This is a genomic window from Tsukamurella pseudospumae (assembly GCF_001575195.1).
In the GTDB taxonomy this organism is placed as follows: Bacteria; Actinomycetota; Actinomycetes; order Mycobacteriales; family Mycobacteriaceae; genus Tsukamurella; species Tsukamurella pseudospumae.
This window is the reverse complement of sequence record NZ_LSRF01000001.1, coordinates 221,208-243,325: the sequence shown is the minus strand read 5'-3', so window position 1 is coordinate 243,325 and position 22,118 is coordinate 221,208. Positions and strand designations below refer to the sequence as shown.

Here is a 22,118-nt window from a genome sequence, read left to right as displayed (position 1 = left end):
CCGCTACGCCTTGAGTCGCGCGGCCAGGGCCCGCGCATTGCGGAGCGCGAGGGCCTGCACGACCCCGATCGGGTGGACACCGCTCGCGGTGGGTAGCATCGAGGCGTCGGCGATGACGACGTTCGGCACGTCCCACAGCGCGCCCTCGGGGTTCGCCGCGCCGCGGCGCTCCGAGGAGGCCATCCGGGCGGTGCTCATGGGGTCGGACGCGCCGAGCGCGATCTCGCCCACCCCGTAGCCCGCGGCGTGCGAGCGCTGGAGGAACTCCTCCAGCGGCCGGTCGCCGGGAACGTAGTCGCCGCCGCGTTGCTGCCCGGTGAAGATCCTCCGCGCGCCCGCCGCCTCGAGGATCTTCACCGCCGTGTCGACGCCCGTCCGCAGGTGCGCGCGGTCCGCCTCCGCCAACTCGTACCGCACGGAGGGCTCGCCGGCGGCGTCCATGACGACCTCGCCGGCGCCGCGGTCACGGAGCATCACGCGCACCATCGACAGGTGCGGGAACTGGCGCATCACGTTGAGGTGCTCGACAGGGTTGCGCCACGGCACGAAGCTGGACGCCAACGCCGGCGTCAACGGGATGGTCTCGTACCGGACGCCGAAACCCTTGCCGTCGAGGTCCGCGTGCGCGTCGCTGAACCTCGTGGATGGCAGGCCCGACCACGGGTCGATCAGGTCGCCGAACAGGCCCACCGCCGTCGCGGTGGGGTGCAGGTGCAGGTGTTTGCCCACGTGCGAGCCGCCGATCCCGGACCGCCTCAGCAGTGCCGGTGTCTCGAATCCGCCGGCGGCCACGACGACGGCGCTGCACTTGACGGTGAGCCACGAGCCGCCCGACGTGCGTGCGATCACCGTGCGGGCCCGACCGGCCTGCGTCTCGATGGACCTGGCCTGCGCGCCCGTCACGATGCGTGCCCCGCGTTTCTCCGCGTCGCGCAGCCACGTGCGGCCCGCGTCCTGCTTCGACGCGATCCGGCTGGCCGGTCCCCACCGGCCGTCGGCCTCGTCGTCGTCCGCCAGGCCGACGGTGCGCACGGGCAGGTCGAGCGCTGCGCACCCCTTCTCGAGGAGCACGTCCCGTACCGACGGCGCGCCGAGCCCGTCGGTGATCCCCGAGCGCTGCCAGACCTCGTCGAGGGCGGCGTCGAACGCGGGCCCGGTGTCGACGCCCCGGGCGGCCCAGTCGGCGCGCACCTCGTCCGGGATGCGGTAGTACCCGCCGTGCGCGATGACGGTGCCGCCGCCGAGGCAGCGCGCCGAGAGCAGGTAGGACTGCGCGTTCTCGGTCCAGAACGGCCCGCGCGCGTAGAGCTGGGAGAGGTTGTCGAGATCGGAATCGCCCGCCTCCGTGGGGGAGACGTACTCGCCGCGTTCGAGGACGAGCACGTCGAGCCCGGCCTCGGCGAGTACGGCGGCGGCGACCGCGCCGCCGGCGCCGGACCCGATCACGACCACGTCGCACGCCGTCGATGCGTCGATCTCGTACCGGGTGGGGGAGAGCGGACGCAGTGCCCGCATGGCCCGGGCCCGCGGCTTCTTCATCGGCGCCTGCCGCGGGTAGCCGATCGCGGCCATCAGTTCGGCGCCCGGCCCGTGCTGGCCGTCGGCGCCGCCGGCCGCGTAGTACGCGAGCAGCGCGACATTGCGCAGCCGCTTGAACAGCATCCGCTTCTGGACGAACCGCGATCGGGAGAGGTCGACCAGGACCCGCTCGCGCTCCGCCGCCGTCAGGTCCACGAAACGCTGCCCGCGCGTGCCGAGCACCGTGGCGCAGAACACCCGGTTGTCGAAGAGGGACAGCGACTGCGAGAGGGTGTTGCCGTCGCTGTCGCGGGGGCTTCGATCGGCGTAGGAGACGGCCACGTCACCGGCGCGCAGATCGCTCGCCGAGGGGATGGCCACACCGTCTCCCGGGGCGAACGTGTCGACGATCGCGGAGAGCGTCGCGCGCTGCCTGGTCGACAATTCCATGACCTGAACGTACTGGTATGCTTCGTGGTGCATCAAGGCATCCTTTGAAGTCCGTCCCGAGAGGCGGAGCGAGCCGTCCGGAGAGGCGGAGAAGGAGGTCACGTGGCTCGGGAACTCATGTCCGCGGCCGATGTCACCAGGACGGTGGCACGGATCGCGCACCAGATCATCGAGAAGACGGCCTTAGACACCGATTCGGGTGACGGCACCCCGAATCCCCGCGTCGTGATCTTCGGCATACCCACGCGCGGTGCGGTTCTCGCCGCGCGGCTGGCCGCGCACATCGAAGAGTTCTCCGGCGTGGCGGTGCCCGTCGGCCACCTCGACATCACCCTCTACCGCGACGATCTGCGGCACAAGCCGCACCGTCCCCTCGAGCGCACCACGGTGCCGCCGCAGGGCGTCGACGGTGCCCTCGTCGTCCTCGTCGACGACGTGCTGTTCTCGGGCCGGACGGTGCGCGCCGCGCTGGACTCGCTGCGCGATATCGGGCGGCCCGCCGCGGTGCAGCTCGCGGTCCTGGTGGACCGCGGTCACCGGCAGCTGCCCATCCGGGCCGACTACGTGGGCAAGAACATCCCCACCTCCCGCCAGGAGGACGTCCAGGTCCGGCTGTTGGAGAAGGACGGCGAGGACTCCGTGGTGATCTCGGAGCTGCCCGAGACGGGTTCGACGGAGGTTCAGTCGTGACCAAGCACCTGCTGTCCGCCGCGGATCTGTGCCGCGCGGAGGCCGAGGAGATCCTCGACGAGGCCGACCGGTTGCAGCAGGCGCTGCTGGGCCGGGAGGTCAAGAAGCTGCCCACGCTGCGGGGCCGCACCGTGATGACCGTGTTCTACGAGAACTCCACCCGCACCCGCGTGTCCTTCGAGGTCGCGGGCAAGTGGATGAGCGCGGACGTGATCAACGTCTCCGCCTCCGGCAGCTCGGTCGCCAAGGGCGAGTCGCTCCGGGACACGGCGCTGACCCTGCATGCGGCGGGAGCAGACGCGCTGATCGTCCGGCATCCGGCATCGGGTGCGGCGCAACAGATCGCCTCGTGGACGAACTCGGCCGCCGCCCTCGGCGGCCTGCCCGGACCGGTCGTCATCAACGCCGGCGACGGCATGCACGAGCACCCCACTCAGGCCCTGCTCGACGCGCTGACGCTGCGGCAGCGGCTCGGCCACCTGGAGGGTCGTCGCGTCGTCATCGTGGGTGACGTCCTGCACAGTCGCGTCGCGCGGTCGAACGCGCTGCTGCTGTCCACGCTCGGCGCCGAGGTCGTCCTGGTGGCGCCCCGCACCCTGCTTCCGGTGGGAGTGGAGACCTGGCCGGTCACCGTCGCGGACTCGCTGGAGGCGGAACTGCCCGGGGCCGATGCGGTGATGATGCTGCGGGTCCAGGCCGAGCGGATGAACGGCGGCTTCTTCCCCAGCGAGCGCGAGTACTCGGTCCGCTTCGGGCTGAACGCGCAGCGCGCGGCACTGCTGCCCGAGCACGCGGTCGTGCTGCACCCCGGTCCGATGCTCCGCGGCATGGAGATCGGCTACTCGGTGGCGGACTCCGCGCAGGCCGCGATCCTGCAGCAGGTGAACAACGGTGTGCACGTCCGCATGGCGGTGCTGTTCCATCTTCTTGCCAAAGAGGGGGGTGCGGAATGATGTCGGCTCGCTCCGGTGCCACCCATTCCTCGCGGACCGAAGGATCCTCCGAATGAGCTTGCTGCTGAAGAACGTCCGTCCTTACGGCGAGGGCGATCCGGTCGACGTCGCGATCGCCGGCGGTGAGATCACCGCCATCGCCGCCGGTCTCGCACCGGCCGACGGCGCCGAGGTCGTCGACGGTGGCGGCAGGGTCCTGCTGCCGGGTTTCGTGGACCTGCACACGCATCTGCGTGAGCCCGGTCGGGAGGACACCGAGACGATCGAATCCGGCTCCGCCGCCGCCGCTCTCGGCGGCTACACCGCCGTGTTCGCGATGGCCAACACCAGCCCGGTCGCCGACTCCGCCGTCGTCACCGATCACGTGTACCGGCGCGGCCAGGAGGTCGGCCTCGTCGACGTGCACCCGGTCGGCGCCGTCACCGTCGGTCTGCAGGGCGAGAAGCTGGCCGAGATGGGCATGATGGCCGCCGGACCGGGTCGCGTCCGGGTGTTCTCGGACGACGGTGTGTGCGTGTCGGATCCGCTGCTCATGCGACGGGCGCTGGAGTACTCCGCCTCGCTCGGCGTGGTGATCGCGCAGCACGCGGAGGAGCCGCGCCTGACGAAGGGCGCGGTGGCGCACGAGGGCCCCGAGGCAGCGCGCCTCGGCCTCACCGGGTGGCCCCGCGCCGCCGAGGAGGCGATCGTCGCCCGCGACGCGCTGCTGGCGCGCGACGCCGGCGCCCGCGTGCACATCTGCCACGCCTCGACGGCGGGCACCGTCGAACTGCTGAAGTGGGCCAAGGGGCAGGGTGTGGCGATCACGGCCGAGGTCACCCCGCACCACCTGCTGCTCGACGATTCGCGACTGGCCACCTACGACGCCGTGAACCGGGTGAACCCGCCGCTGCGGGAGGCCTCCGACGTGGCCGCGCTGCGGAAGGCGCTGCGCGACGGCGTGATCGACTGCGTCGCCACTGATCACGCTCCGCACGCGGACCAGGACAAGTGCTGCGAGTTCGCCGCGGCTCGGCCCGGCATGCTGGGCCTGGAGACGGCGCTGGCGATCGTCGCGCAGGTCTCGGTGGAGACCGGCGACCTCACCTGGCGTGATGTCGCGCGGGTGATGAGCGAGAAGCCCGCGGAGATCGCGCGCCTGGACGATCAAGGCCGGCCGATCGGCGTGGGCGAGCCCGCGAACCTGACGCTGGTCGACCCCGACCTGGGGTGGACCGTGCGGGCGGACGAGCTCGCGAGCCGTTCGCGCAACACGCCCTTCGCGGACCTGAGCTTCCGCGCGAAGCCGGTCCTCACCGTGCTGCGCGGCCGGATCACCGCACGCGACGGGGTGACGGCGCGGCCCGGGACCGAGGTGCGGGCGTGATCCTCAGCGACATCGTGACGCTCCTGATCGTGCTCGTGGTGCTCGCGCTCCTGTTCTCGCTGATGATGCTGGGCTGGCGCCGCCGCGGGCAGCGTCAGGCCGCGGCGGTCGGTGAGATCCCGACCACCCCCGAGCAACTGCGCGACCTGGTCTTCGGGCCGGTGTCGGGGGTGTACGTGGGCAGCACGGTCGCGCCGCACTGGCAGGACCGGGTCGCGGTGGGCGACTGGGGCTTCCGCGCCACCGTGAACCTGAGCCGGTACGCCGACGGTTACCTGATGGAGCGCGGCCGCGGCAATCCGATGTGGATCGCGGACGAGCGCATCGTCGAGGTCCGCCGCGCCTCGAAGCTCGCGGGCAAGGTGATGCCCGGCGACGGCCTGCTGGTGCTCCGTTGGGAGCTGCCCACCGGCACCGTGATCGACACGGGGTTCCGCGCCGACGACAAGACGACCTACCGAAAACTGATGGACAAGAGGGAAACGGAATGACTGCTCAACTTTCGACCGCGCTACTGGTTCTGGAGGACGGCACCGTCCACCGCGGTGTGGAGTTCGGCGCGGTCGGCCAGACCCTCGGCGAGGCCGTCTTCTGCACCGCCATGACCGGGTACCAGGAGACGCTGACCGACCCGTCGTACGCGCGCCAGATCGTGGTGGCGACGGCCCCGCAGATCGGCAACACGGGCTGGAACGACGAGGACGACGAGAGCAGGGGCGACAAGATCTGGGTCGCCGGCTACGCGGTCCGCAACCCCACCCGCCGGGTGAGCAACTGGCGCTCCAGCGGCACCCTCGAGGGCGAGCTGGTGGACCAGGGCGTCGTCGGCATCGGCGGCATCGACACCCGCGCGCTGGTGCGCCGGCTGCGCGACAACGGCTCCATGCGGGCCGGCATCTTCGCCGGCGACGCGCTGGCGCCCGAGGCCGAGCTGCTCGACCGGGTCCGCAGCCAACCGGAGATGAAGGGCCTCAACCTGATCGGCGAGGTCTCCACCGGCGAGGCGTACACCATCGAGCCGGACGGTGAGCCCCGGTTCACCGTCGTGGCCGTGGATCTCGGCATCAAGACCAACACCCCGCGGATGTTCGCCGAGCGCGGCATGCGGGTGCATGTCGTGCCCTCGACCATCACGCTCGACGAGGTGCGCTCCTTCAACCCGGACGGCTTCTTCCTCTCCAACGGCCCCGGCGACCCGGCGACCGCGGACCACGAGGTCGAGCTCACCCGCGGCGTGCTGGACGCCGGTCTTCCGCTGTTCGGCATCTGCCTGGGCAACCAGCTGCTGGGCCGCGCCTTCGGCCTGGAGACCTACAAGATGAAGTTCGGCCACCGCGGCATCAACATCCCGGTGGTCGAGGACTCGACGGGCCGGATCTCGATCACCGCGCAGAACCACGGCTTCGCCCTCGAGGGCGAGCGTGGCGCCGAGTTCGACACCCCGTTCGGCCGCGGGCGGGTCAGCCACGTCTGCGCCAACGACGGGGTCGTGGAGGGCGTCGAACTGCTCGACGGCCGCGCCTTCTCCGTGCAGTACCACCCGGAGGCCGCGGCGGGTCCGCACGACGCCGCCTACCTCTTCGACAAGTTCGCCACCGTCATGGGCACCACCTCAGGAGACAAGTAATGCCGCGCCGCACAGACATCCAGCACGTCCTGGTGATCGGCTCGGGCCCGATCGTGATCGGCCAGGCCTGTGAGTTCGACTACTCCGGCACCCAGGCCTGCCGCGTCCTCCGCGCCGAGGGACTCCGCGTCTCGCTGGTGAACTCGAACCCGGCCACGATCATGACCGACCCCGAGTTCGCCGACGCCACCTACATCGAGCCCATCACGCCCGAGTACATCGAGAAGGTCATCGTCGCCGAGCGCGACAAGGGCTTCCCGATCGACGCGGTGCTCGCCACCCTCGGCGGCCAGACCGCGCTCAACGCGGCCGTGGGCCTGCACGAGCAGGGCATCCTCGACAGGTACGGCATCAGCCTGATCGGCGCCGACTTCGACGCCATCCAGCGCGGCGAGGACCGGCAGAAGTTCAAGGACATCGTCGCCAAGATCGGCGGCGAATCCGCTCGCTCCAAGGTCTGTTTCACGCTCGACGAGTGCAAGGAGACGGTCGCCGACCTCGGCTACCCCGTCGTCGTGCGGCCCTCGTTCACGATGGGCGGCCTCGGCTCCGGCATGGCCTACGACGAGACCGACCTGCTCCGCATCGCCGGCGCGGGCCTCGCGGCGTCGCCGACGGCGAACGTGCTCATCGAGGAGTCGATCCTCGGCTGGAAGGAGTACGAGCTCGAGCTCATGCGCGACGGCCGCGACAACGTGGTGGTCGTCTGCTCCATCGAGAACGTCGACCCGGTCGGCGTGCACACCGGCGATTCGGTCACCGTCGCGCCGGCGATGACGCTCACCGACCGCGAGTACCAGATCATGCGCGATCAGTCGATCGCGATCCTCCGCGAGGTCGGCGTCGACACCGGCGGCTGCAACATCCAGTTCGCGCAGGATCCGCGCGACGGCCGGCTGGTCACCATCGAGATGAACCCCCGCGTCTCGCGCTCGTCGGCGCTGGCGTCCAAGGCCACCGGCTTCCCGATCGCCAAGATCGCCGCGAAGCTCGCCGTGGGCTACACGCTGGACGAGATCCTCAACGACATCACCGGCGAGACCCCGGCGTGCTTCGAGCCGACGCTCGACTACGTCGTGGTCAAGGCGCCGCGCTTCGCCTTCGAGAAGTTCCCCGGCGCCGACGACACGCTGACCACCACCATGAAGTCGGTCGGCGAGGCGATGAGCCTGGGCCGCAGCTTCGCCGAGGCCTTCGGCAAGGTGATGCGCTCGCTGGAGACCAAGCGACAGGGATTCTGGACGGGCGCGCCGGTCGAGGGCACTCTCGAGGAACTCCTCGAGGAGATCAAGGTCCCCAAGGACGGCCGCTACTACCTGATCGGGCGCGCCTTCGAGCTGGGCGCCACCGTGGAGCAGGTCTTCGAGTCGACGGCGATCGACCCGTGGTTCCTCGAGGAGATCAAGGCCGTCGTGGAGCTCGGCGCCGAGGTCCGCACGGCGGACCTCACGCCGGAGTTGGTCCGCGTCGCCAAGACGCACGGTCTCTCGGACCTGCAGATCGCCGACCTGCGGGCCGTCACCGAGGACGAGATCCGCGCCTACCGGCACGAGCACGGTATCCGCCCGGTGTACAAGACCGTGGACACCTGCGCCGCGGAGTTCGAGGCGAAGACGCCGTACCACTACAGCAGCTACGAGCTCGACCCGTCGGCGACCAGCGAGGTCGCGCCGCAGACCGAGCGGCCCAAGGTGCTCATCCTCGGCTCGGGCCCCAACCGCATCGGCCAGGGCATCGAGTTCGACTACTCGTGCGTCCACGCCGCGCTCACCCTGAGCGAGGCCGGCTACGAGACCGTGATGATCAACTGCAACCCGGAGACGGTCTCCACCGACTACGACACCGCCGATCGTCTCTACTTCGAGCCGCTGACCTTCGAGGACGTCCTCGAGGTCTACCACTCGGAGCAGAGCTCCGGCGAGGGCGGCCCGGGTGTCGTCGGTGTCATCGTGCAGCTCGGCGGCCAGACCCCGCTGGGCCTGGCCGCGCGCCTCAAGGCCGCGGGCCTGCCCATCGTCGGCACCTCACCCGAGGCCATCGACCTCGCCGAGGACCGCGGCGAGTTCGGGCGCGTGCTCACCGAGGCGGGCCTCCCGGCGCCCAAGTTCGGTACCGCCACCACCGCCGACGGTGCCCGCGAGGTCGCGTCCGGCATCGGCTACCCGGTGCTCGTGCGTCCCTCGTACGTGCTCGGCGGCCGCGGCATGGAGATCGTCTACGACGAGCAGGCGCTGCTCGATTACATCTCGCGCGCAACCGAACTCGCGCCCGACCGCCCCGTCCTCGTCGACCGCTTCCTCGAGGACGCGGTGGAGATCGACGTCGACGCCCTGTGCGACGCGACCGGCGAGGTCTTCATCGGCGGGATCATGGAGCACATCGAGGAGGCCGGCATCCACTCCGGCGACTCGGCGTGCTCGCTGCCGCCCACCACGCTGGGCCGCGCCGACATCGACGCGGTGCGCACCGCCACCGAGGCGCTCGCTCGCGGCATCGGCGTGCACGGCCTGATGAACGTCCAGTACGCGCTCAAGGACGACGTGCTCTACGTCCTCGAGGCGAACCCGCGGGCCTCCCGCACCGTGCCCTTCGTCTCGAAGGCCACGGCGGTGCAGCTGGCCAAGGCCTGCGCGCGGGTCATGCTGGGGCAGACCATCGCCGAACTGCGCGAGCAGCAGATCCTGCCCGCGCAGGGCGACGGCTCGCAGATGCCGATCGACGCGCCGGTCTCGGTCAAGGAGGCCGTGCTGCCGTTCAACCGGTTCCGCCGCGCGGACGGTACCGGCGTCGACTCGCTGCTCTCGCCCGAGATGAAGTCCACCGGCGAGGTGATGGGCGTGGACCGGGACTTCGGTACGGCCTTCGCCAAGTCGCAGACCGCGATCAGCGGCTCGCTGCCCGCCACCGGCAAGGTCTTCGTCTCGGTCGCGAACAAGGACAAGCGCTCGCTGATCTTCCCGGTCAAGCGGCTGGCCGACCTGGGCTTCACGATCGTCGCCACCGAGGGCACCGCGGACGTACTGCGCCGCAACGGCGTCCAGGCGGAGACGGTGCTCAAGCACTCCGACGTGATACCCGAGGGCGAGCAGTCGATCGTCGAGAAGATCAAGGCGGGCGAGATCGGCCTGATCATCAACACGCCCTACGGCAACGCCGGACCGCGCGTGGACGGCTACGAGATCCGCACCGCCGCCGTCCAGGCGTCGGTGCCGTGCGTGACCACGGTGCAGGGCGCCTCCGCGGCGGTCCAGGGCATCGAGGCCGCCCTGCGCGGCGGCATCGGCGTCAAGAGCCTGCAGGACATGCACGCGGCCCTGGTGAACCTGTGACCTTCGCGCAGCGGGTCGCCGCGGCGGCCGCCGACCGGGGACGGCTCGTTGTGGGCATCGACCCGCACCCCCCGCTGCTGGCGGCGTGGGGCCTGTCCGATGACGCTGCGGGCGTGCGGGCGTTCGGCCTGCGCTGTGCGGAGGCCTTCGCCGGCGAGGTCGGCTTCGTCAAGCCGCAGGTCGCCTTCTTCGAGCAGTTCGGCGCCGCCGGCATGCTCGCGCTGGAGGAGGTCATCGCGGCCTGCCGGGCGGCGGGCACCGTCGTCATCGCGGATGCGAAGCGCGGCGACATCGGCTCCACCATGGCCGGCTACGCCCGTGCGTGGCTGCAGGACTCGCCGCTGGCGGCCGACGCGGTCACCCTGTCGCCGTACCTCGGCTACGGCTCGCTCGCGCCGGCGATCGACGCGGCCCGCGCCGCCGGGCGCGGTGTCTTCGTCCTCGCCCGGACCTCGAACCCCGAGGGGGCGCAGGTCCAGGCCGACGGGGTCGCTCAGCGCATCGTCGACGATGCCCGGGCCGACAACGCGGACGGGACCGGCACCGTCGGGCTGGTCGTGGGTGCCACCCGTGAGCACGGCCTGCACCTGGACGGCCTGGGCGGTCCGGTCCTGGCGCCCGGCCTGGGCGCACAGGGCGCGACCCCGGCGGACCTGGCGGCGATCTTCGGCGCTGGAACGACGGTGCTGCCCAACTCCTCGCGGCAGGTGCTCGCCGCGGGGCCCGATGCCGGTGCGCTGCGCTCGGCCGCGCTGTCGGTGCGGGATGAGGTGGAGCGCGCCCTGGCATGACCGATCGGGTCTATGGTCGGATCCGTGAACGTCGATGTGACACCGCTGCCGGGCATCGGAGTGCGTAAGGACTTCGAGCTGACCACCGGCAGGCGGGTGGGGGTCGTGGCGCACCGCGACGGCACCGTCGAACTGTTCCTGTCGGAACGCGACGATCCGGACGCCTGTGCGGCCCAGGTCCCCCTGACCGGCGAGGAGGCGAGTGTCCTCGCCAACCTGCTGGGTGCGCCGCAGCTGGTCAATCAGCTGCGCGCGGAGCAGCGCGAGCTCGAGGGCATCAACACCCGACAGCTGCCGATCCTCGCCGGCTCGCCCTACGACGGGCGGACCCTGGGGGAGACCCAGATGCGGACGCGGACGAAGGTCTCGCTCGTCGCGGTGATGCGCGCCGGTGAGGTGCAGCCCTCGCCCGGGCCGGAGTTCGTGTTCACCGCGGGGGACCTACTGGTCGTGGTCGGCACCACGCAGGGCATCGAGGCCGCCGCGCAGATCCTGACGAACGGGTGACCCTCCACCTCGACGAGAACACGGTCGCCCTGATCGAGCTCGGCGCGATCTTCTTCGCCCTCGGGTTCCTGGGCCGCGCCGCGAGCCGGTTCGGGATCTCGCCCATCCCGCTCTACCTGATCGGAGGCCTCGCCTTCGGCGTCGGCGGCGTGATCCCGCTGGGGGAGGCTTCCGACTTCAGCCACGTCGCCGGCGAGATCGGCGTGGTCCTCCTGCTCCTGATGCTCGGGCTGGAGTACACCGCCACCGAGCTGATCACCGGGATGCGACAGTCCTGGCTGGCCGGTGTGCTCGACATCCTGCTCAACGCGACCCCGGGCGCGATCGTGGCGCTCGTCCTCGGCTGGGGGCCGACGGGGGCGCTGGTCCTGGCCGGTGTCACCTACATCTCGTCGTCGGGCATCGCGGCCAAGGTGCTCTGCGACCTCGGGCGGTTGGGCAACCGCGAGACGCCGGTGGTGCTGTCGGTACTCGTCTTCGAGGATCTGGCGATGGCGGTGTACCTGCCCATCCTGACGGCCATCCTGGCCGGCCTCGGTCTCGTGGGCGAGGTGGAGGCGGTGACGATCGCGGTGGTGGTCGTGGGGGTCGTGCTGATCTCGGCGGTGCGCTACGGGCACCGGGTGTCCGCGCTGGTCTACAGCGAGGACCGCGAGGTCTTCCTTCTGGGGCTGATCGGCGCGGCGCTCCTGGTGGCCGGTGTCGCGTCCGCGCTGCAGGTGTCCGCGGCCGTGGGGGCGTTCCTCCTCGGCATCGCGATCTCGGGCTCGATCGCGCACGAGGCGACGCGGCTGCTGGAGCCGCTGCGGGACCTGTTCGCGGCGCTCTTCTTCGTGGTCTTCGGCCTGAACACCGATCCGCGGTCGATCCCACCCGTGCTGGGGTGGGCCGTACTGCTCGCGGTGGTCACCACCGTGACGAAGATCGCCACGGGATGGTGGGCCGCCGGCCGCATCGGGGTCCGGCGCATGGGCCGGGCCCGCGCGGGTGCCGCACTCGTCGCCCGCGGCGAGTTCTCGATCGTCATCGCCGGCTTGGCCGTCTCCGCCGGTGCCGTCGACGGACGGCTGGCGGCGCTCGCCACCACGTACGTACTGATCATGGCGGTGCTGGGGCCGATCATCGCTCGCGTGGTCGAGCCCGTCGTGCGCCTCGGCGAGCGGACGGTCCGCCGGGTCCGCCCGGGCGCGGCATCGTCGACGGGGTGACCGGGAACCGTCCGACACGCCCGGGCACGCCGGGAAGTGCAGGTATTTTCGCAGGTCACATGAGTTTCACCCGTCACATCGAAATATTGCGGTCGGTACGGTCCTACCGATCTGAAAGCATTGCGGGGCAACGGTTCTCGATTGCAACACTGGTGATCGGGTGGTGTTCTCGCCGCCGCCGTCGCGTGCCGCCTACATCACTGCCAAACCGCAGGTGAGAGGGGGGTGGGGTTCCCATGGTGAGCGAAACGTGGGTACCGTCGCAGGAGTCGCAAGTACGCGGCAAAGACGTACGTACATCGAAGACGGAGGAATCGTGGCCCTTCCCCAGTTGACCGACGAGCAGCGTGCCGCTGCTCTGGAGAAGGCAGCTGCCGCTCGCCGTGCCCGCGCAGAGCTGAAGAACCGGCTCAAGAGTGGCACCACCACCCTGCAGCAGGTGCTGAAGGACGCGGAGGCCGACGAGGTCATCGGCAAGATGAAGGTCTCGGCCCTGCTCGAGGCCCTGCCCAAGGTGGGCAAGGTCAAGGCGCAGGAGCTGATGACCGAGCTGGAGATCGCCCCCACGCGCCGTGTGCGCGGTCTGGGCGACCGGCAGCGCAAGGCGCTGCTCGAGAAGTTCTCCGCCTGACACATCAGTGTCCGGAGTAGTTCCCGCAGGCCGGAGGGGTCGACTGGTTGTACTGGTCGGCCCCTCCGCCGTCGGTAAGTCATCGGTGGTCGGCAGGCTCCGCAGTGAGGTGCCCGACCTGTTCTTCTCGGTGTCCGCCACCACGCGCGATCCGCGCCCCGGTGAGGTGGACGGCCGGGACTACCACTTCGTCGGCGACCACGGTTTCGACCGTCTGATCGCCGACGGCGACCTGCTCGAGTGGGCGGAGATCCACGGCGGCCTGCAGCGGTCCGGTACCCCGGCGGGCCCCGTGTACGAGGCCCTCGACGCCGGACGTCCCGTTCTCGTCGAGGTCGACCTCGCGGGCGCGGCCAGCGTGAAGGCGGCGTTGCCCGAGGCGCGGACCGTGTTCCTGAGCCCGCCCAGCTGGGACGAGCTGGAGCGCCGGCTGCGCGGACGGGGCACCGAGAGTGCCGAGAAGATCGCACGCCGGCTCGAGACCGCGAGGGCCGAGATGGCCACCCGCGACGACTACGACGCCGTCGTCGTCAACGACGACTTGGACCGAGCGGTGGGTGACTTGGTATCCTTACTGGTCGGCCCCGAATCGCCCCGCGCGTAGACTGGCCAGAGAAGCGAATTTCGTGAAGATCCGTAACGTAGGAGACGCGTGAGCACCACCACTGAGACCGTGTACGACCAGCCGCTCGGCATCACCAACCCGCCGATCGACGAGCTGCTCGAGCGCACCTCCTCGAAGTACGCCCTCGTGATCTACGCGGCCAAGCGCGCCCGTCAGATCAACGACTACTACAACAGCCTCTCGGACGGCATCCTCGAGTACGTCGGCCCGCTCGTCGAGCCCGGCCTGCACGAGAAGCCCCTGTCGATCGCCATGCGCGAGATCCACGAGGATCTCCTGGAGCACACCGAGGGCGAGTGAGCTGACGCGCCCATGATCATCGTCGGCGTCGGCGGCGGCATCGCCGCCTACAAGGCGTGCGCACTGGTCCGGCACTTCACGGAACGCGGGCACGAGGTGCGGGTGATCCCCACCGAATCCGCGCTCAAGTTCGTGGGCGCGGCCACGTTCGAGGCGCTGTCCGGCAACCCGGTGCAGACGTCGGTCTTCGAGTCGGTCCCCGAGGTGCCGCACGTGCGCCTCGGCCAGGAGGCCGACCTCGTCGTGATCGCGCCGGCCACCGCCGACCTGATGGCGCGCGCGGCTCACGGCCGGGCCGACGATCTGCTCACCGGCACCCTGCTCACGGCGCGGTGCCCGGTGGTCTTCGCCCCGGCGATGCACACCGAGATGTGGGAGCACCCCGCCACCCGGGCCAATGTCGCCACCCTGCGGGAGCGGGGCGCCGTCGTCATCGAGCCCGCGTCCGGCCGGCTGACCGGCAAGGACACGGGGGCGGGAAGGCTGCCCGAGCCCGACGAGATCGGCGCCCTCGCGGACGTCCTGCTGGAGCACCCGGGCGCGCTGAACCGGGATCTCGAGGGGCGCACGGTCGTCGTCTCCGCCGGCGGCACCAAGGAGGCCCTCGACCCGGTCCGCTACCTCACCAACCGCAGCTCGGGCAAGCAGGGCTATGCGCTGGCCCGGCTCGCGGCACAGCGCGGCGCCCGGGTCGTCCTCGTCGCGGGCAACACCATCGGCCTGGCCGATCCGCCCGCGGTCGAGGTGGTGCGCATCGCCTCGGCACTCGACCTGCAGTCCGCGATGGCCGAGCACGCCGCCGCAGCCGACCTCGTGATCATGGCCGCCGCGGTCGCGGACTACCGCCCCGCCGAGGTCGCCACCACGAAGCTCAAGAAGGGCGCGGACGGCAAGAGCGAGGCGCTCGAATCGATCACCATGGTCGAAAACCCGGACGTGCTCGCCGGGCTGGTCGCCGCGCGGCGTGACGGCGGGCTGCGGGCCGACGCGGTCATCGTCGGATTCGCGGCCGAGACGGGCGACGCCGGCGGCACGGTTCTGGACTACGGCCGGGCCAAGCTGCAGCGCAAGGGATGCGACCTCCTGGTCCTCAACGCGGTGGGCGACGGTCGGGCGTTCGAGGTCGACGAGAACTCCGGTTGGCTCCTGGGCGCGGACGGCGGCGAGAGCGCGCTGCCGCTCGGATCGAAGTCCGCCATGGCCGCGCGCATACTGGATGCGGCGTCCGCCCGGTTGGGCCCCGCCCGCTAGATTTCTTCTGACATCGCAAACTCCATCGAGAGGACCTTCGACAGTGGCTTCCGGATTCGCCAGTTCCGCCCATCGCCTGTTCACCAGCGAGTCGGTCACCGAGGGGCACCCGGACAAGATCTGTGACGCGATCTCGGACTCGATCCTCGACGCGCTGCTCGCGGAGGACCCGGCGTCGCGCGTCGCCGTCGAGACCCTGGTGACCACCGGTCAGGTGCACGTCGCGGGCGAGGTCACCACCTCGGCGTACGCGGACATCCCGCACATCGTGCGCGACAAGGTGCTGGAGATCGGGTACGACAGCTCGGCCAAGGGCTTCGACGGCAACTCCTGCGGCGTGAACATCGCGATCGGCGCGCAGAGCCCCGAGATCGCGCAGGGCGTGGACCGCGCCTACGAGCACCGCGTCGACGGCGCCGTGGACGAGATCGACGCGCAGGGCGCGGGCGATCAGGGCCTGATGTTCGGCTACGCGTGCTCGGACACGCCCGAGCTGATGCCGCTCCCGATCTCGCTGGCGCATCGCCTCTCGCGCCGGCTGACCGAGGTCCGCAAGAACGGCACGCTTCCCTACCTGCGGCCCGACGGCAAGACCCAGGTCACCATCGAGTACGCCGGCGAGCAGCCGGTGCGACTCGACACCGTCGTCATCTCGAGCCAGCACGCGGCCGACATCGACATCGACGCGATGCTGACCCCGGACCTGCGCGGCCACGTGCTCGATTCGGTGATCGCCGAGCTGAACCTGCCGAGCCTGGACACCTCGGACGTGCGGCTGCTGGTGAACCCCACCGGCAAGTTCGTGCTCGGCGGCCCCATGGGCGATGCGGGCCTGACCGGCCGCAAGATCATCGTCGACACCTACGGCGGCATGGCCCGTCACGGCGGTGGCGCGTTCTCCGGCAAGGATCCGTCGAAGGTGGACCGGTCGGCCGCGTACGCGATGCGGTGGGTGGCGAAGAACGCCGTCGCCGCTGAGCTCGCGGAGCGGATCGAGGTCCAGGTGGCGTACGCGATCGGCAAGGCCGCCCCGGTCGGCCTGTTCGTCGAGACCTTCGGCACCGAGAAGATCGACCCGGCCAAGATCCAGCAGGCGATCACCGAGGTGTTCGACCTGCGCCCGCGCGCGATCATCAACGAGCTGGACCTGATGCGCCCGATCTACGCGCCGACGGCGGCGTACGGGCACTTCGGCCGTACCGACATCGACCTGCCGTGGGAGCACACCGACCGGGTGGACGCGCTGCGCACCGCGGCGGGCCTCTGACAGAGCCCGCCGGCGTGAGCGGACTCGGCCCCGCCGAGGCGGCTCAGGCCGCCGTCGAACTCCCGATCGCCCGGGTGCTGCCCCTCCTGCAGGTCAGTCACCTCGATCGGGAGTTCGACTATCTGGTCCCGCCCGAGCTCGCCGAGACGGCGCAGCCGGGGGTCCGCGTCCGCGTGCGCTTCTCCGGCCGACTCGTCGACGGCTACCTGCTCGAGCGGCTTCCGCGCACCGAGCACGAGGGCAGGCTCGCCACGCTGGACCGGGTCGTCTCGCCGCTGCCGGTGCTGACGCCGGCGGTGCTGCGGCTGGTCACGGAGGTCGCCGCGCGCTACGCCGGCACCCGCGCCGACGTGCTGCGGCTCGCGATCCCGCCCCGGCACGCCCGGGTCGAGAAGACGCTCCTGGAGCAGGACGTCGTCGAATCCGTACGACCCGTGGCGCCGGACGGTGCGCTCGCCGAGTACACCCACGGCGCGCAGTTCGCCGCGGCGGCGGTCGGCGGCAGATCGCCGCGTGCGATCTGGCAGGCGCTGCCCGGCGAGGATTGGGCGGCGCGGCTCGCCGAGCTCACGGCGACCGTCGTGGCCGCGGGCCGCACGGCCCTGCTGATCGTTCCCGACCAGACCGACCTTGACCGCCTGGCGGCGGCGTGCGTCCACCTGGCCCCCGCGGTGCTGGCGGCGGGGCTGGGGCCGTCGGCGCGGTACCGGCGCTGGCTCCTCGCGCGGCTCGGCCGCACCCGGGTGGTGATCGGCACGCGCAGCGCCGCCTTCGCGCCCCTGCCGGACCTGGGCCTGATCGCGCTGTGGGACGACGGCGACGAGTCGCTGATCGAGCCCCGCGCGCCCTATCCGCACACCCGCGAGGTGCTCGCGCTGCGCGCGCACCAGGAGAGTGCGGCGTTGGTGATCGGCGGTTTCGCCCGGACCCCGGAGTCGCAGGCGCTGGTGGACGCGGGGTGGGCCGCGGAGATCACGGCGCCGCGCGAGCTGGTTCGGCAACGCTCACCGCGCATCGTGGGCGTGGCGGACTCCGACGTCGCCCTGGCGCGCGACCCGCTGGCCCGCTCCGCGCGGCTGCCCGCGGCCGCGTTCGCCGCAGCGCGCACGGCGCTGGACGCCGACCGTCCGGTACTGGTGCAGGTGCCCCGTCGGGGCTACGCGCCCGCGCTGTCGTGTGATCGGTGTCGGACGCCCGCCCGGTGTCGACGGTGCCACGGTCCGCTCGAGCAGGCGTCCGGCGGGACGCTCCGCTGCCGGTGGTGCGCGCAGGCCGATGCCGCGTACCGGTGCCCGGCGTGCGGCGGGACCACGATGCGGGCGGTGATCGTGGGTGCGATGCGGACCGCCGAGGAGCTGGGGCGTGCCTTCCCGGGGGTGGTCGTGGCGACCTCGGGCGGGGAGTCCGTGCTGACGGAGACGACGGCGGACCGTCGGATCGTGGTGGCCACGCCGGGCGCCGAGCCCGTGGTGGAGGGCGGCTACGGGGCGGCGCTCCTGCTCGACGGCTGGCTGCTGCTGGGCCGGGCCGACCTGCGGGCCGGGGAGGAGACGCTGCGCCGGTGGATGAACGCCACGGCGCTGGTCGCCGAGGACGGCACGGTGGTGTGCGGCGCGGACGCGGGCATCCCCGCAGTGCAGGCGCTGATCCGCTGGGACGCCGCGGGTTTCGCCGCATCGGAGCTCGCCGAGCGGGCCGATGTGGGGTTCCCGCCCGCGACGCACCTCGCAGCGCTCGACGGTGCCGAGGCCGACGTCCTCGCCCTCGCGGAGGCGGCCGCTCTGCCCGACGGTGCCGAGGTGCTCGGCCCCGTCGATCTACCGCCCGGCGTGCGGGTCCCGGGCGCCCCCGACGACGGCCCGCCGCCGCGGCGCCTCCTGGTCCGGGTCGCGAGGCGGGACGGGCGTGCGCTCGCGCGGGCGTTGTTCCTGGCCCAGGTGGGCCGGAGCCTGCGCCGTGAGGGTGATCCCGTGCGGATCCAGATCGATCCGCTGCGGATCGGATAGGGACGGTCCCGGCACGCGCGGTCGGCGGACGACGGCGCTCAGCACGCCCCGGGCATGCGGCCGCGCACCGCGTCGATCGAGAGCGCGATCATGTACTCGAACTCGGCCTCGGGGTCGAACCGGGCGAGGTCGCCCGCGACGGCCTGGACGGCGGGCCAACCGCTCCCGCCGAACGCCGCCTCGCGCGAGGCGATCGTGGCCTCGTCGTAGTCGGTGCCCGTCTCGAGCTCGCGGTGCAGGGTTCCGATGAGGAGCGCCAGCAGGCTGCGCATCATGTGCACCGCCTCGCCGGGCCCGAAGCCCGCGGTCAGGAGGACGTGGAGGATCGACTCCGCGGGCGCGAAGGCGGCGAGGGTGTGGGGCGGTCTCGTGAGGACGAGCGGTGCCGCCCGGGGATGCGCCAGTGCCGCCGCGCGGAACGCGTACGCGATGCCCGCGAGGTCGACGTCGAGGTCACCGGTCGGGACGTGCGCGTCGATCGAGGTGAGGATCGCGTCCGCGACCGCGTCCATCAGGTCCTCCTTGTCGCGGACGTGGTTGTAGAGGCTCTTCGGGTCGACGCCCAGTTGCTTGGCGACGGAGCGCATGCCGGTGGCCGCGATGCCGTGCTCGTCGATCTGCCCGAGCGCGATGCGCACGATCACGTCGCGGGTCAGCCGCGGCGCGCCCAGGGCGGGACGCCCGCGACGGGGCGGCGGCGGTGTGCTCATGAGGACATCATCCCTCATGTTTGCGATGTCTATTTAATCCACGGTGTGGGTAAGATGATGGGCATGATCGCCCACAGCTCCCGCTTCGTGATGCCGCCCGCGTCCGTGCTCCGAGCGCGCGAGAAGCTCGTGCTCGACCACTTCCACGACGAGGTGCGCCAGGACTGGGACGCCACGCTGGCGACCTTTCCGCACCCGCACTACGAGCTCGTCGCGCAGATGACGGTGCACGACGGCGACGCGGAGGTGCGGGACTACTACGCCGACACCCGCATCGCGTTCCCCGATCAGGATCACGAGCTGATCGCACTGCGGCACAGCGTGGACGCGGTCATCGTCGAGTTCTGGCTGCTCGGCACCCAGCGCGGGCCGCTCGGCGCGATCCCGCCCACTGGCGCGCGGCACCGCACGCGGATGACCGCGTACTTCGTCTTCGACGAGGAGGAGAACCTCGTCGCCGAGCGGATCTACTTCGACCAGCTGACGATCCTCCGGCAACTGATCGGCGGGCTGAACCTGCGCAGCCTGTCGGGCCTGATCACGCTCGGGAAGGTGCTGTTCGGGGCACTGCGGATGTCCGGGCGGGAGCCGGACGCACGGCTCACCCGGACCGCCCCGCCCGAGCTCGAGGACTGACCCGGGCCAGGACGCTACTCCGCCCCGTCCTCGGTGAACGCGGCGATGGCCTCCTCGGCGGTCACCGTCTCGGGGTCCGACCGCGGCTCGCCCGCGCCCTCGGGTGCGGCAGCGGGTACGATCGGCTCGGAGGCGGATTCGGGCGGGGCCGTGGGCTCCGCCGGATCGGCGGCACCCTCGGGAGCGGTGCCGACCTCGCGCGGGGAGTCCCCGGTCTCGATGGTCGCGGTGGGTGCCGAGGCCCCGTCGTCCTCCGCGGCGGCGAGTCCGGTGCCGGCGACGGAGATGGCCACAGTGGCGAGGATGGCTGCGAGAATGCGCATATCGATGTCCTGATGTCGTTCGCGGCTGAGGCGACCGTTCCTTCATCGCTTCGGCCACGCTACGCCGGACGGCGATCCGCCGCAGGCCGGGCACTAACCTCGTGGGCATGAGCGGAGCGGGGCTGCGTGCGGGCTGGGCGAAGACGGACATCACGGGCGAGCCGTGGGGCGTGGGCCTGATGGGGTACGGGATGCCGGGGCAGCGCGGACGGGGCCTGCTCACCCGGCAGTGGGCCCGCGCCTTCGTCGTCGCGACCTCCTCGCATCGGGTGGCCTTCGTCGTCGCGGACATCGGCATGTTCTTCCAGGCGGCGGTCGACGAGATCACCGACCGGCTCGCCACCGCGACCGGAGGCCGGCTGTCCGCCGAGAACGTCGTGCTCACGGCGACGCACACGCACTGCGGCCCCGGCGGTCACGGCCGGCACCGGCTCTACAACATCACGACCCTCGGGCACCATCGCCGGACCTTCCACCGGCTCGTCGACGGCGTGGTCCGGGCCGTCCTCGACGCCGAGGCCGCGCTCGCGCCCGCGGACCTCTCGCTCGCCCGCGGCGAGCTGCACGACGCCTCCGTCAACCGCAGCGCGAGCTCCTTCGACCGCAACCCCGACCGCGACCGGCTTCCCGGGCGCATCGACCCCACGGTGACCCTGCTGCGCATCGAGCGCGACGGTGAACTCCGTGCAGCGATCGACTGGTTCGCGGTGCACTGCACCTCCATGGGCAACGGCAACCGCCTGATCAGCTCCGACAACAAGGGCCGGGCGGCGTCGGCGTGGGAGGCGCAGGAGCGCGATCGCGTGCCGGACTTCATGAGCGCGTTCGCCCAGACCAATGCCGGCGACATGTCGCCGAACCTCGGTGGCAGTGCCGGACACGGGCCCACCGACGACGAGCGAGACAACACCGCGGAGATCGCCCGCCGCCAGCTCGAGGCGGCCCGCGTCCTGGCCGCGGGGCCGGGCCGGTCGCTGGCGCCGATCGTCGACCACCGGCTCACCTACGTCGACTTCGGTGCCGCGCACACCGTCTCGGGTCCGACGGGGCGTGCCGTCCTCGGCGCCGCCTTCGCCGCAGGCACCTCCGACGGGCTGGGCGCGACCGTCTTCCAGCAGGGCCTGGGCAACCGGGTCGGCGCGATCAGCCGGGCGCTGTACCGGCGAGACCCCGTCCTCGCGGCCCAGCAGGCGCCGAAGGAGATGCTGCTGCCGGTCGGCACGGTGGGCTGGGTGCAGGAACGCCTGCCGGTGCAGCTGATCCGGCTGGGTGAGCTGCACCTGCTGTGCCTGCCCATGGAGGTCACGGTCACGGCGGGCGCGCGGCTGCGGGACGCGGTCGCCGCGGCGGCCGGGATCGACGCGGGCGACGTGCTGGTCCAGGGCTACGCGAACGGGTACGGCCACTACCTGACGACGCCGGAGGAGTACGACGCTCAGCGTTACGAGGCCGGGGCCACCGTGTTCGGTCGCAATCAGCTGGCCGCCGTGAGCGAGACGGCGTCCCGGCTCGCCGCGGACCTCGCAGCCGGCCGGACCAGCGAGCCCGGCACGCCCCCGGCGCGGCAGCGCGCCGGGCGGTTCGGGTCACCGTCGGGCTCGACGGTGCTCAGTCGACCCCGCCCGGTCCGGGTGGCGGCCGTGCGCACGCCGGAGCCGGGCGGGCGGCTCACCGTCGACTTCGACTGCCCGCACCCGAACCGCGTGATCCCGGACAGCTACGCGCGCGTCGAACGGCGCGACGGTGACCGCTGGGTCCCGATCGCCGACGACGACTCGCCGTCCACCGAGATCTCCTGGGAACGCCGGGGATCGGCGTTCACCGCGAGGGTGGCCGTCGACCTCGGCGGGCGCGCCGGGCTGTACCGGGTGGGCTACGCCGAGGCCGTTCCCGGCCGGTACACGTGGGCACTCGTGCGGGTGGACTGAGC

20 protein-coding genes are annotated in these 22,118 nt (G+C 71.8%); 17 read left to right on the top strand and 3 right to left on the bottom strand.

Annotated elements, in window-relative coordinates:
* Positions 1–3: 3 nt before the first annotated feature.
* Entirely contained in the window at positions 4–2,001 is a 1,998-nt protein-coding gene (locus tag AXK60_RS01085) for an FAD-dependent oxidoreductase (protein WP_068569146.1), read from the bottom strand.
* A 69-nt stretch (positions 2,002–2,070) separates the two neighbouring features.
* On the opposite strand from AXK60_RS01085, the gene pyrR reads away from it, so the two are divergent.
* The 15 genes from pyrR to AXK60_RS01010 all read left to right on the top strand — a co-directional run bounded on the left by pyrR (position 2,071) and on the right by AXK60_RS01010 (position 18,519).
* On the top strand, positions 2,071–2,658 hold the full coding sequence (gene pyrR, locus AXK60_RS01080; RefSeq protein WP_082777725.1) for a bifunctional pyr operon transcriptional regulator/uracil phosphoribosyltransferase PyrR: 588 nt from the start codon (positions 2,071–2,073) through the stop codon (positions 2,656–2,658).
* The gene (locus AXK60_RS01075) at positions 2,655–3,611 is read left to right on the top strand and encodes an aspartate carbamoyltransferase catalytic subunit (protein ID WP_068569144.1); all 957 of its coding nucleotides are present in this window, start codon (positions 2,655–2,657) and stop codon (positions 3,609–3,611) included. The genes pyrR and AXK60_RS01075 overlap by 4 nt, the downstream gene beginning before the upstream one ends.
* Positions 3,612–3,663: 52 nt before the next feature.
* On the top strand, positions 3,664–4,977 hold the full coding sequence (locus AXK60_RS01070; RefSeq protein WP_068569143.1) for a dihydroorotase: 1,314 nt from the start codon (positions 3,664–3,666) through the stop codon (positions 4,975–4,977).
* 62 nt (positions 4,978–5,039) lie between these two features.
* Positions 5,040–5,468 (top strand): PH-like domain-containing protein, encoded by a 429-nt coding sequence (locus AXK60_RS01065; protein WP_414930016.1) that lies wholly within the window; start codon positions 5,040–5,042, stop codon positions 5,466–5,468.
* Positions 5,465–6,604: a glutamine-hydrolyzing carbamoyl-phosphate synthase small subunit gene (gene carA, locus AXK60_RS01060; protein ID WP_068569141.1), complete on the top strand. Its 1,140-nt coding sequence runs from the start codon at positions 5,465–5,467 to the stop codon at positions 6,602–6,604. The genes AXK60_RS01065 and carA overlap by 4 nt, the downstream gene beginning before the upstream one ends.
* Entirely contained in the window at positions 6,604–9,933 is a 3,330-nt protein-coding gene (carB, locus tag AXK60_RS01055; RefSeq protein WP_068569140.1) for a carbamoyl-phosphate synthase large subunit, read from the top strand. The genes carA and carB overlap by 1 nt, the downstream gene beginning before the upstream one ends.
* On the top strand, positions 9,930–10,724 hold the full coding sequence (pyrF, locus tag AXK60_RS01050) for an orotidine-5'-phosphate decarboxylase (protein WP_068569139.1): 795 nt from the start codon (positions 9,930–9,932) through the stop codon (positions 10,722–10,724). The genes carB and pyrF overlap by 4 nt, the downstream gene beginning before the upstream one ends.
* A 24-nt stretch (positions 10,725–10,748) precedes the next feature.
* Entirely contained in the window at positions 10,749–11,231 is a 483-nt protein-coding gene (locus tag AXK60_RS01045; RefSeq protein WP_068569878.1) for a cation:proton antiporter regulatory subunit, read from the top strand.
* Positions 11,228–12,439, top strand: a complete 1,212-nt coding sequence (locus AXK60_RS01040; protein ID WP_068569138.1) for a cation:proton antiporter — start codon at positions 11,228–11,230, stop codon at positions 12,437–12,439. The genes AXK60_RS01045 and AXK60_RS01040 overlap by 4 nt, the downstream gene beginning before the upstream one ends.
* A 316-nt stretch (positions 12,440–12,755) precedes the next feature.
* Entirely contained in the window at positions 12,756–13,070 is a 315-nt protein-coding gene (mihF, locus tag AXK60_RS01035) for an integration host factor, actinobacterial type (protein WP_068569137.1), read from the top strand.
* A gap of 7 nt (positions 13,071–13,077) precedes the next feature.
* Positions 13,078–13,674 carry a guanylate kinase gene (gmk, locus tag AXK60_RS01030; protein ID WP_082777724.1) on the top strand — a complete coding sequence of 199 codons (597 nt, stop codon included), beginning with the start codon at positions 13,078–13,080 and terminating at the stop codon, positions 13,672–13,674.
* Positions 13,675–13,722: 48 nt separating this feature from the next.
* Complete coding sequence (gene rpoZ, locus AXK60_RS01025) at positions 13,723–13,995, top strand: DNA-directed RNA polymerase subunit omega (protein ID WP_068520856.1); 273 nt, start codon at positions 13,723–13,725, stop codon at positions 13,993–13,995.
* Positions 13,996–14,007: 12 nt separating this feature from the next.
* Positions 14,008–15,246 (top strand): bifunctional phosphopantothenoylcysteine decarboxylase/phosphopantothenate--cysteine ligase CoaBC, encoded by a 1,239-nt coding sequence (gene coaBC, locus AXK60_RS01020; RefSeq protein WP_068569136.1) that lies wholly within the window; start codon positions 14,008–14,010, stop codon positions 15,244–15,246.
* Between the two features lie 43 nt (positions 15,247–15,289).
* Positions 15,290–16,513, top strand: coding sequence for a methionine adenosyltransferase (metK, locus tag AXK60_RS01015; RefSeq protein WP_068569135.1), 1,224 nt, complete (start codon positions 15,290–15,292; stop codon positions 16,511–16,513).
* A gap of 14 nt (positions 16,514–16,527) precedes the next feature.
* On the top strand, positions 16,528–18,519 hold the full coding sequence (locus AXK60_RS01010) for a primosomal protein N' (RefSeq protein WP_244880995.1): 1,992 nt from the start codon (positions 16,528–16,530) through the stop codon (positions 18,517–18,519).
* A gap of 38 nt (positions 18,520–18,557) precedes the next feature.
* On the opposite strand, the gene AXK60_RS01005 is transcribed toward AXK60_RS01010, so the two are convergent.
* On the bottom strand, positions 18,558–19,229 hold the full coding sequence (locus AXK60_RS01005) for a TetR/AcrR family transcriptional regulator (RefSeq protein WP_068569134.1): 672 nt from the start codon (positions 19,227–19,229) through the stop codon (positions 18,558–18,560).
* A gap of 63 nt (positions 19,230–19,292) precedes the next feature.
* Between AXK60_RS01005 and AXK60_RS01000 the strand changes: the two genes are divergently transcribed.
* A complete protein-coding gene (locus AXK60_RS01000) occupies positions 19,293–19,865 on the top strand; it encodes an ester cyclase (protein ID WP_068569875.1) in 573 nt (190 codons plus the stop codon).
* A gap of 14 nt (positions 19,866–19,879) precedes the next feature.
* On the opposite strand, the gene AXK60_RS00995 is transcribed toward AXK60_RS01000, so the two are convergent.
* The gene (locus AXK60_RS00995; RefSeq protein ID WP_068569133.1) at positions 19,880–20,188 is read right to left on the bottom strand and encodes a hypothetical protein; all 309 of its coding nucleotides are present in this window, start codon (positions 20,186–20,188) and stop codon (positions 19,880–19,882) included.
* Between the two features lie 107 nt (positions 20,189–20,295).
* On the opposite strand from AXK60_RS00995, the gene AXK60_RS00990 reads away from it, so the two are divergent.
* On the top strand, positions 20,296–22,116 hold the full coding sequence (locus tag AXK60_RS00990; protein WP_068569132.1) for a neutral/alkaline non-lysosomal ceramidase N-terminal domain-containing protein: 1,821 nt from the start codon (positions 20,296–20,298) through the stop codon (positions 22,114–22,116).
* Positions 22,117–22,118 lie beyond the last annotated feature (2 nt).

Coding starts and splice junctions, on each gene's coding strand:
- AXK60_RS01085 (WP_068569146.1), bottom strand. CDS start 2,001: ATGCACCACGAAGCATACCAGTACGTTCAGGTCATGGAATTGTCGACC.
- AXK60_RS01070 (WP_068569143.1), top strand. CDS start 3,664: ATGAGCTTGCTGCTGAAGAACGTCCGTCCTTACGGCGAGGGCGATCCG.
- AXK60_RS01065 (WP_414930016.1), top strand. CDS start 5,040: ATGATGCTGGGCTGGCGCCGCCGCGGGCAGCGTCAGGCCGCGGCGGTC.
- carA (WP_068569141.1), top strand. CDS start 5,465: ATGACTGCTCAACTTTCGACCGCGCTACTGGTTCTGGAGGACGGCACC.
- carB (WP_068569140.1), top strand. CDS start 6,604: ATGCCGCGCCGCACAGACATCCAGCACGTCCTGGTGATCGGCTCGGGC.
- coaBC (WP_068569136.1), top strand. CDS start 14,008: ATGATCATCGTCGGCGTCGGCGGCGGCATCGCCGCCTACAAGGCGTGC.
- AXK60_RS01005 (WP_068569134.1), bottom strand. CDS start 19,229: ATGAGCACACCGCCGCCGCCCCGTCGCGGGCGTCCCGCCCTGGGCGCG.
- AXK60_RS01000 (WP_068569875.1), top strand. CDS start 19,293: ATGATCGCCCACAGCTCCCGCTTCGTGATGCCGCCCGCGTCCGTGCTC.
- AXK60_RS00995 (WP_068569133.1), bottom strand. CDS start 20,188: ATGCGCATTCTCGCAGCCATCCTCGCCACTGTGGCCATCTCCGTCGCC.
- AXK60_RS00990 (WP_068569132.1), top strand. CDS start 20,296: ATGAGCGGAGCGGGGCTGCGTGCGGGCTGGGCGAAGACGGACATCACG.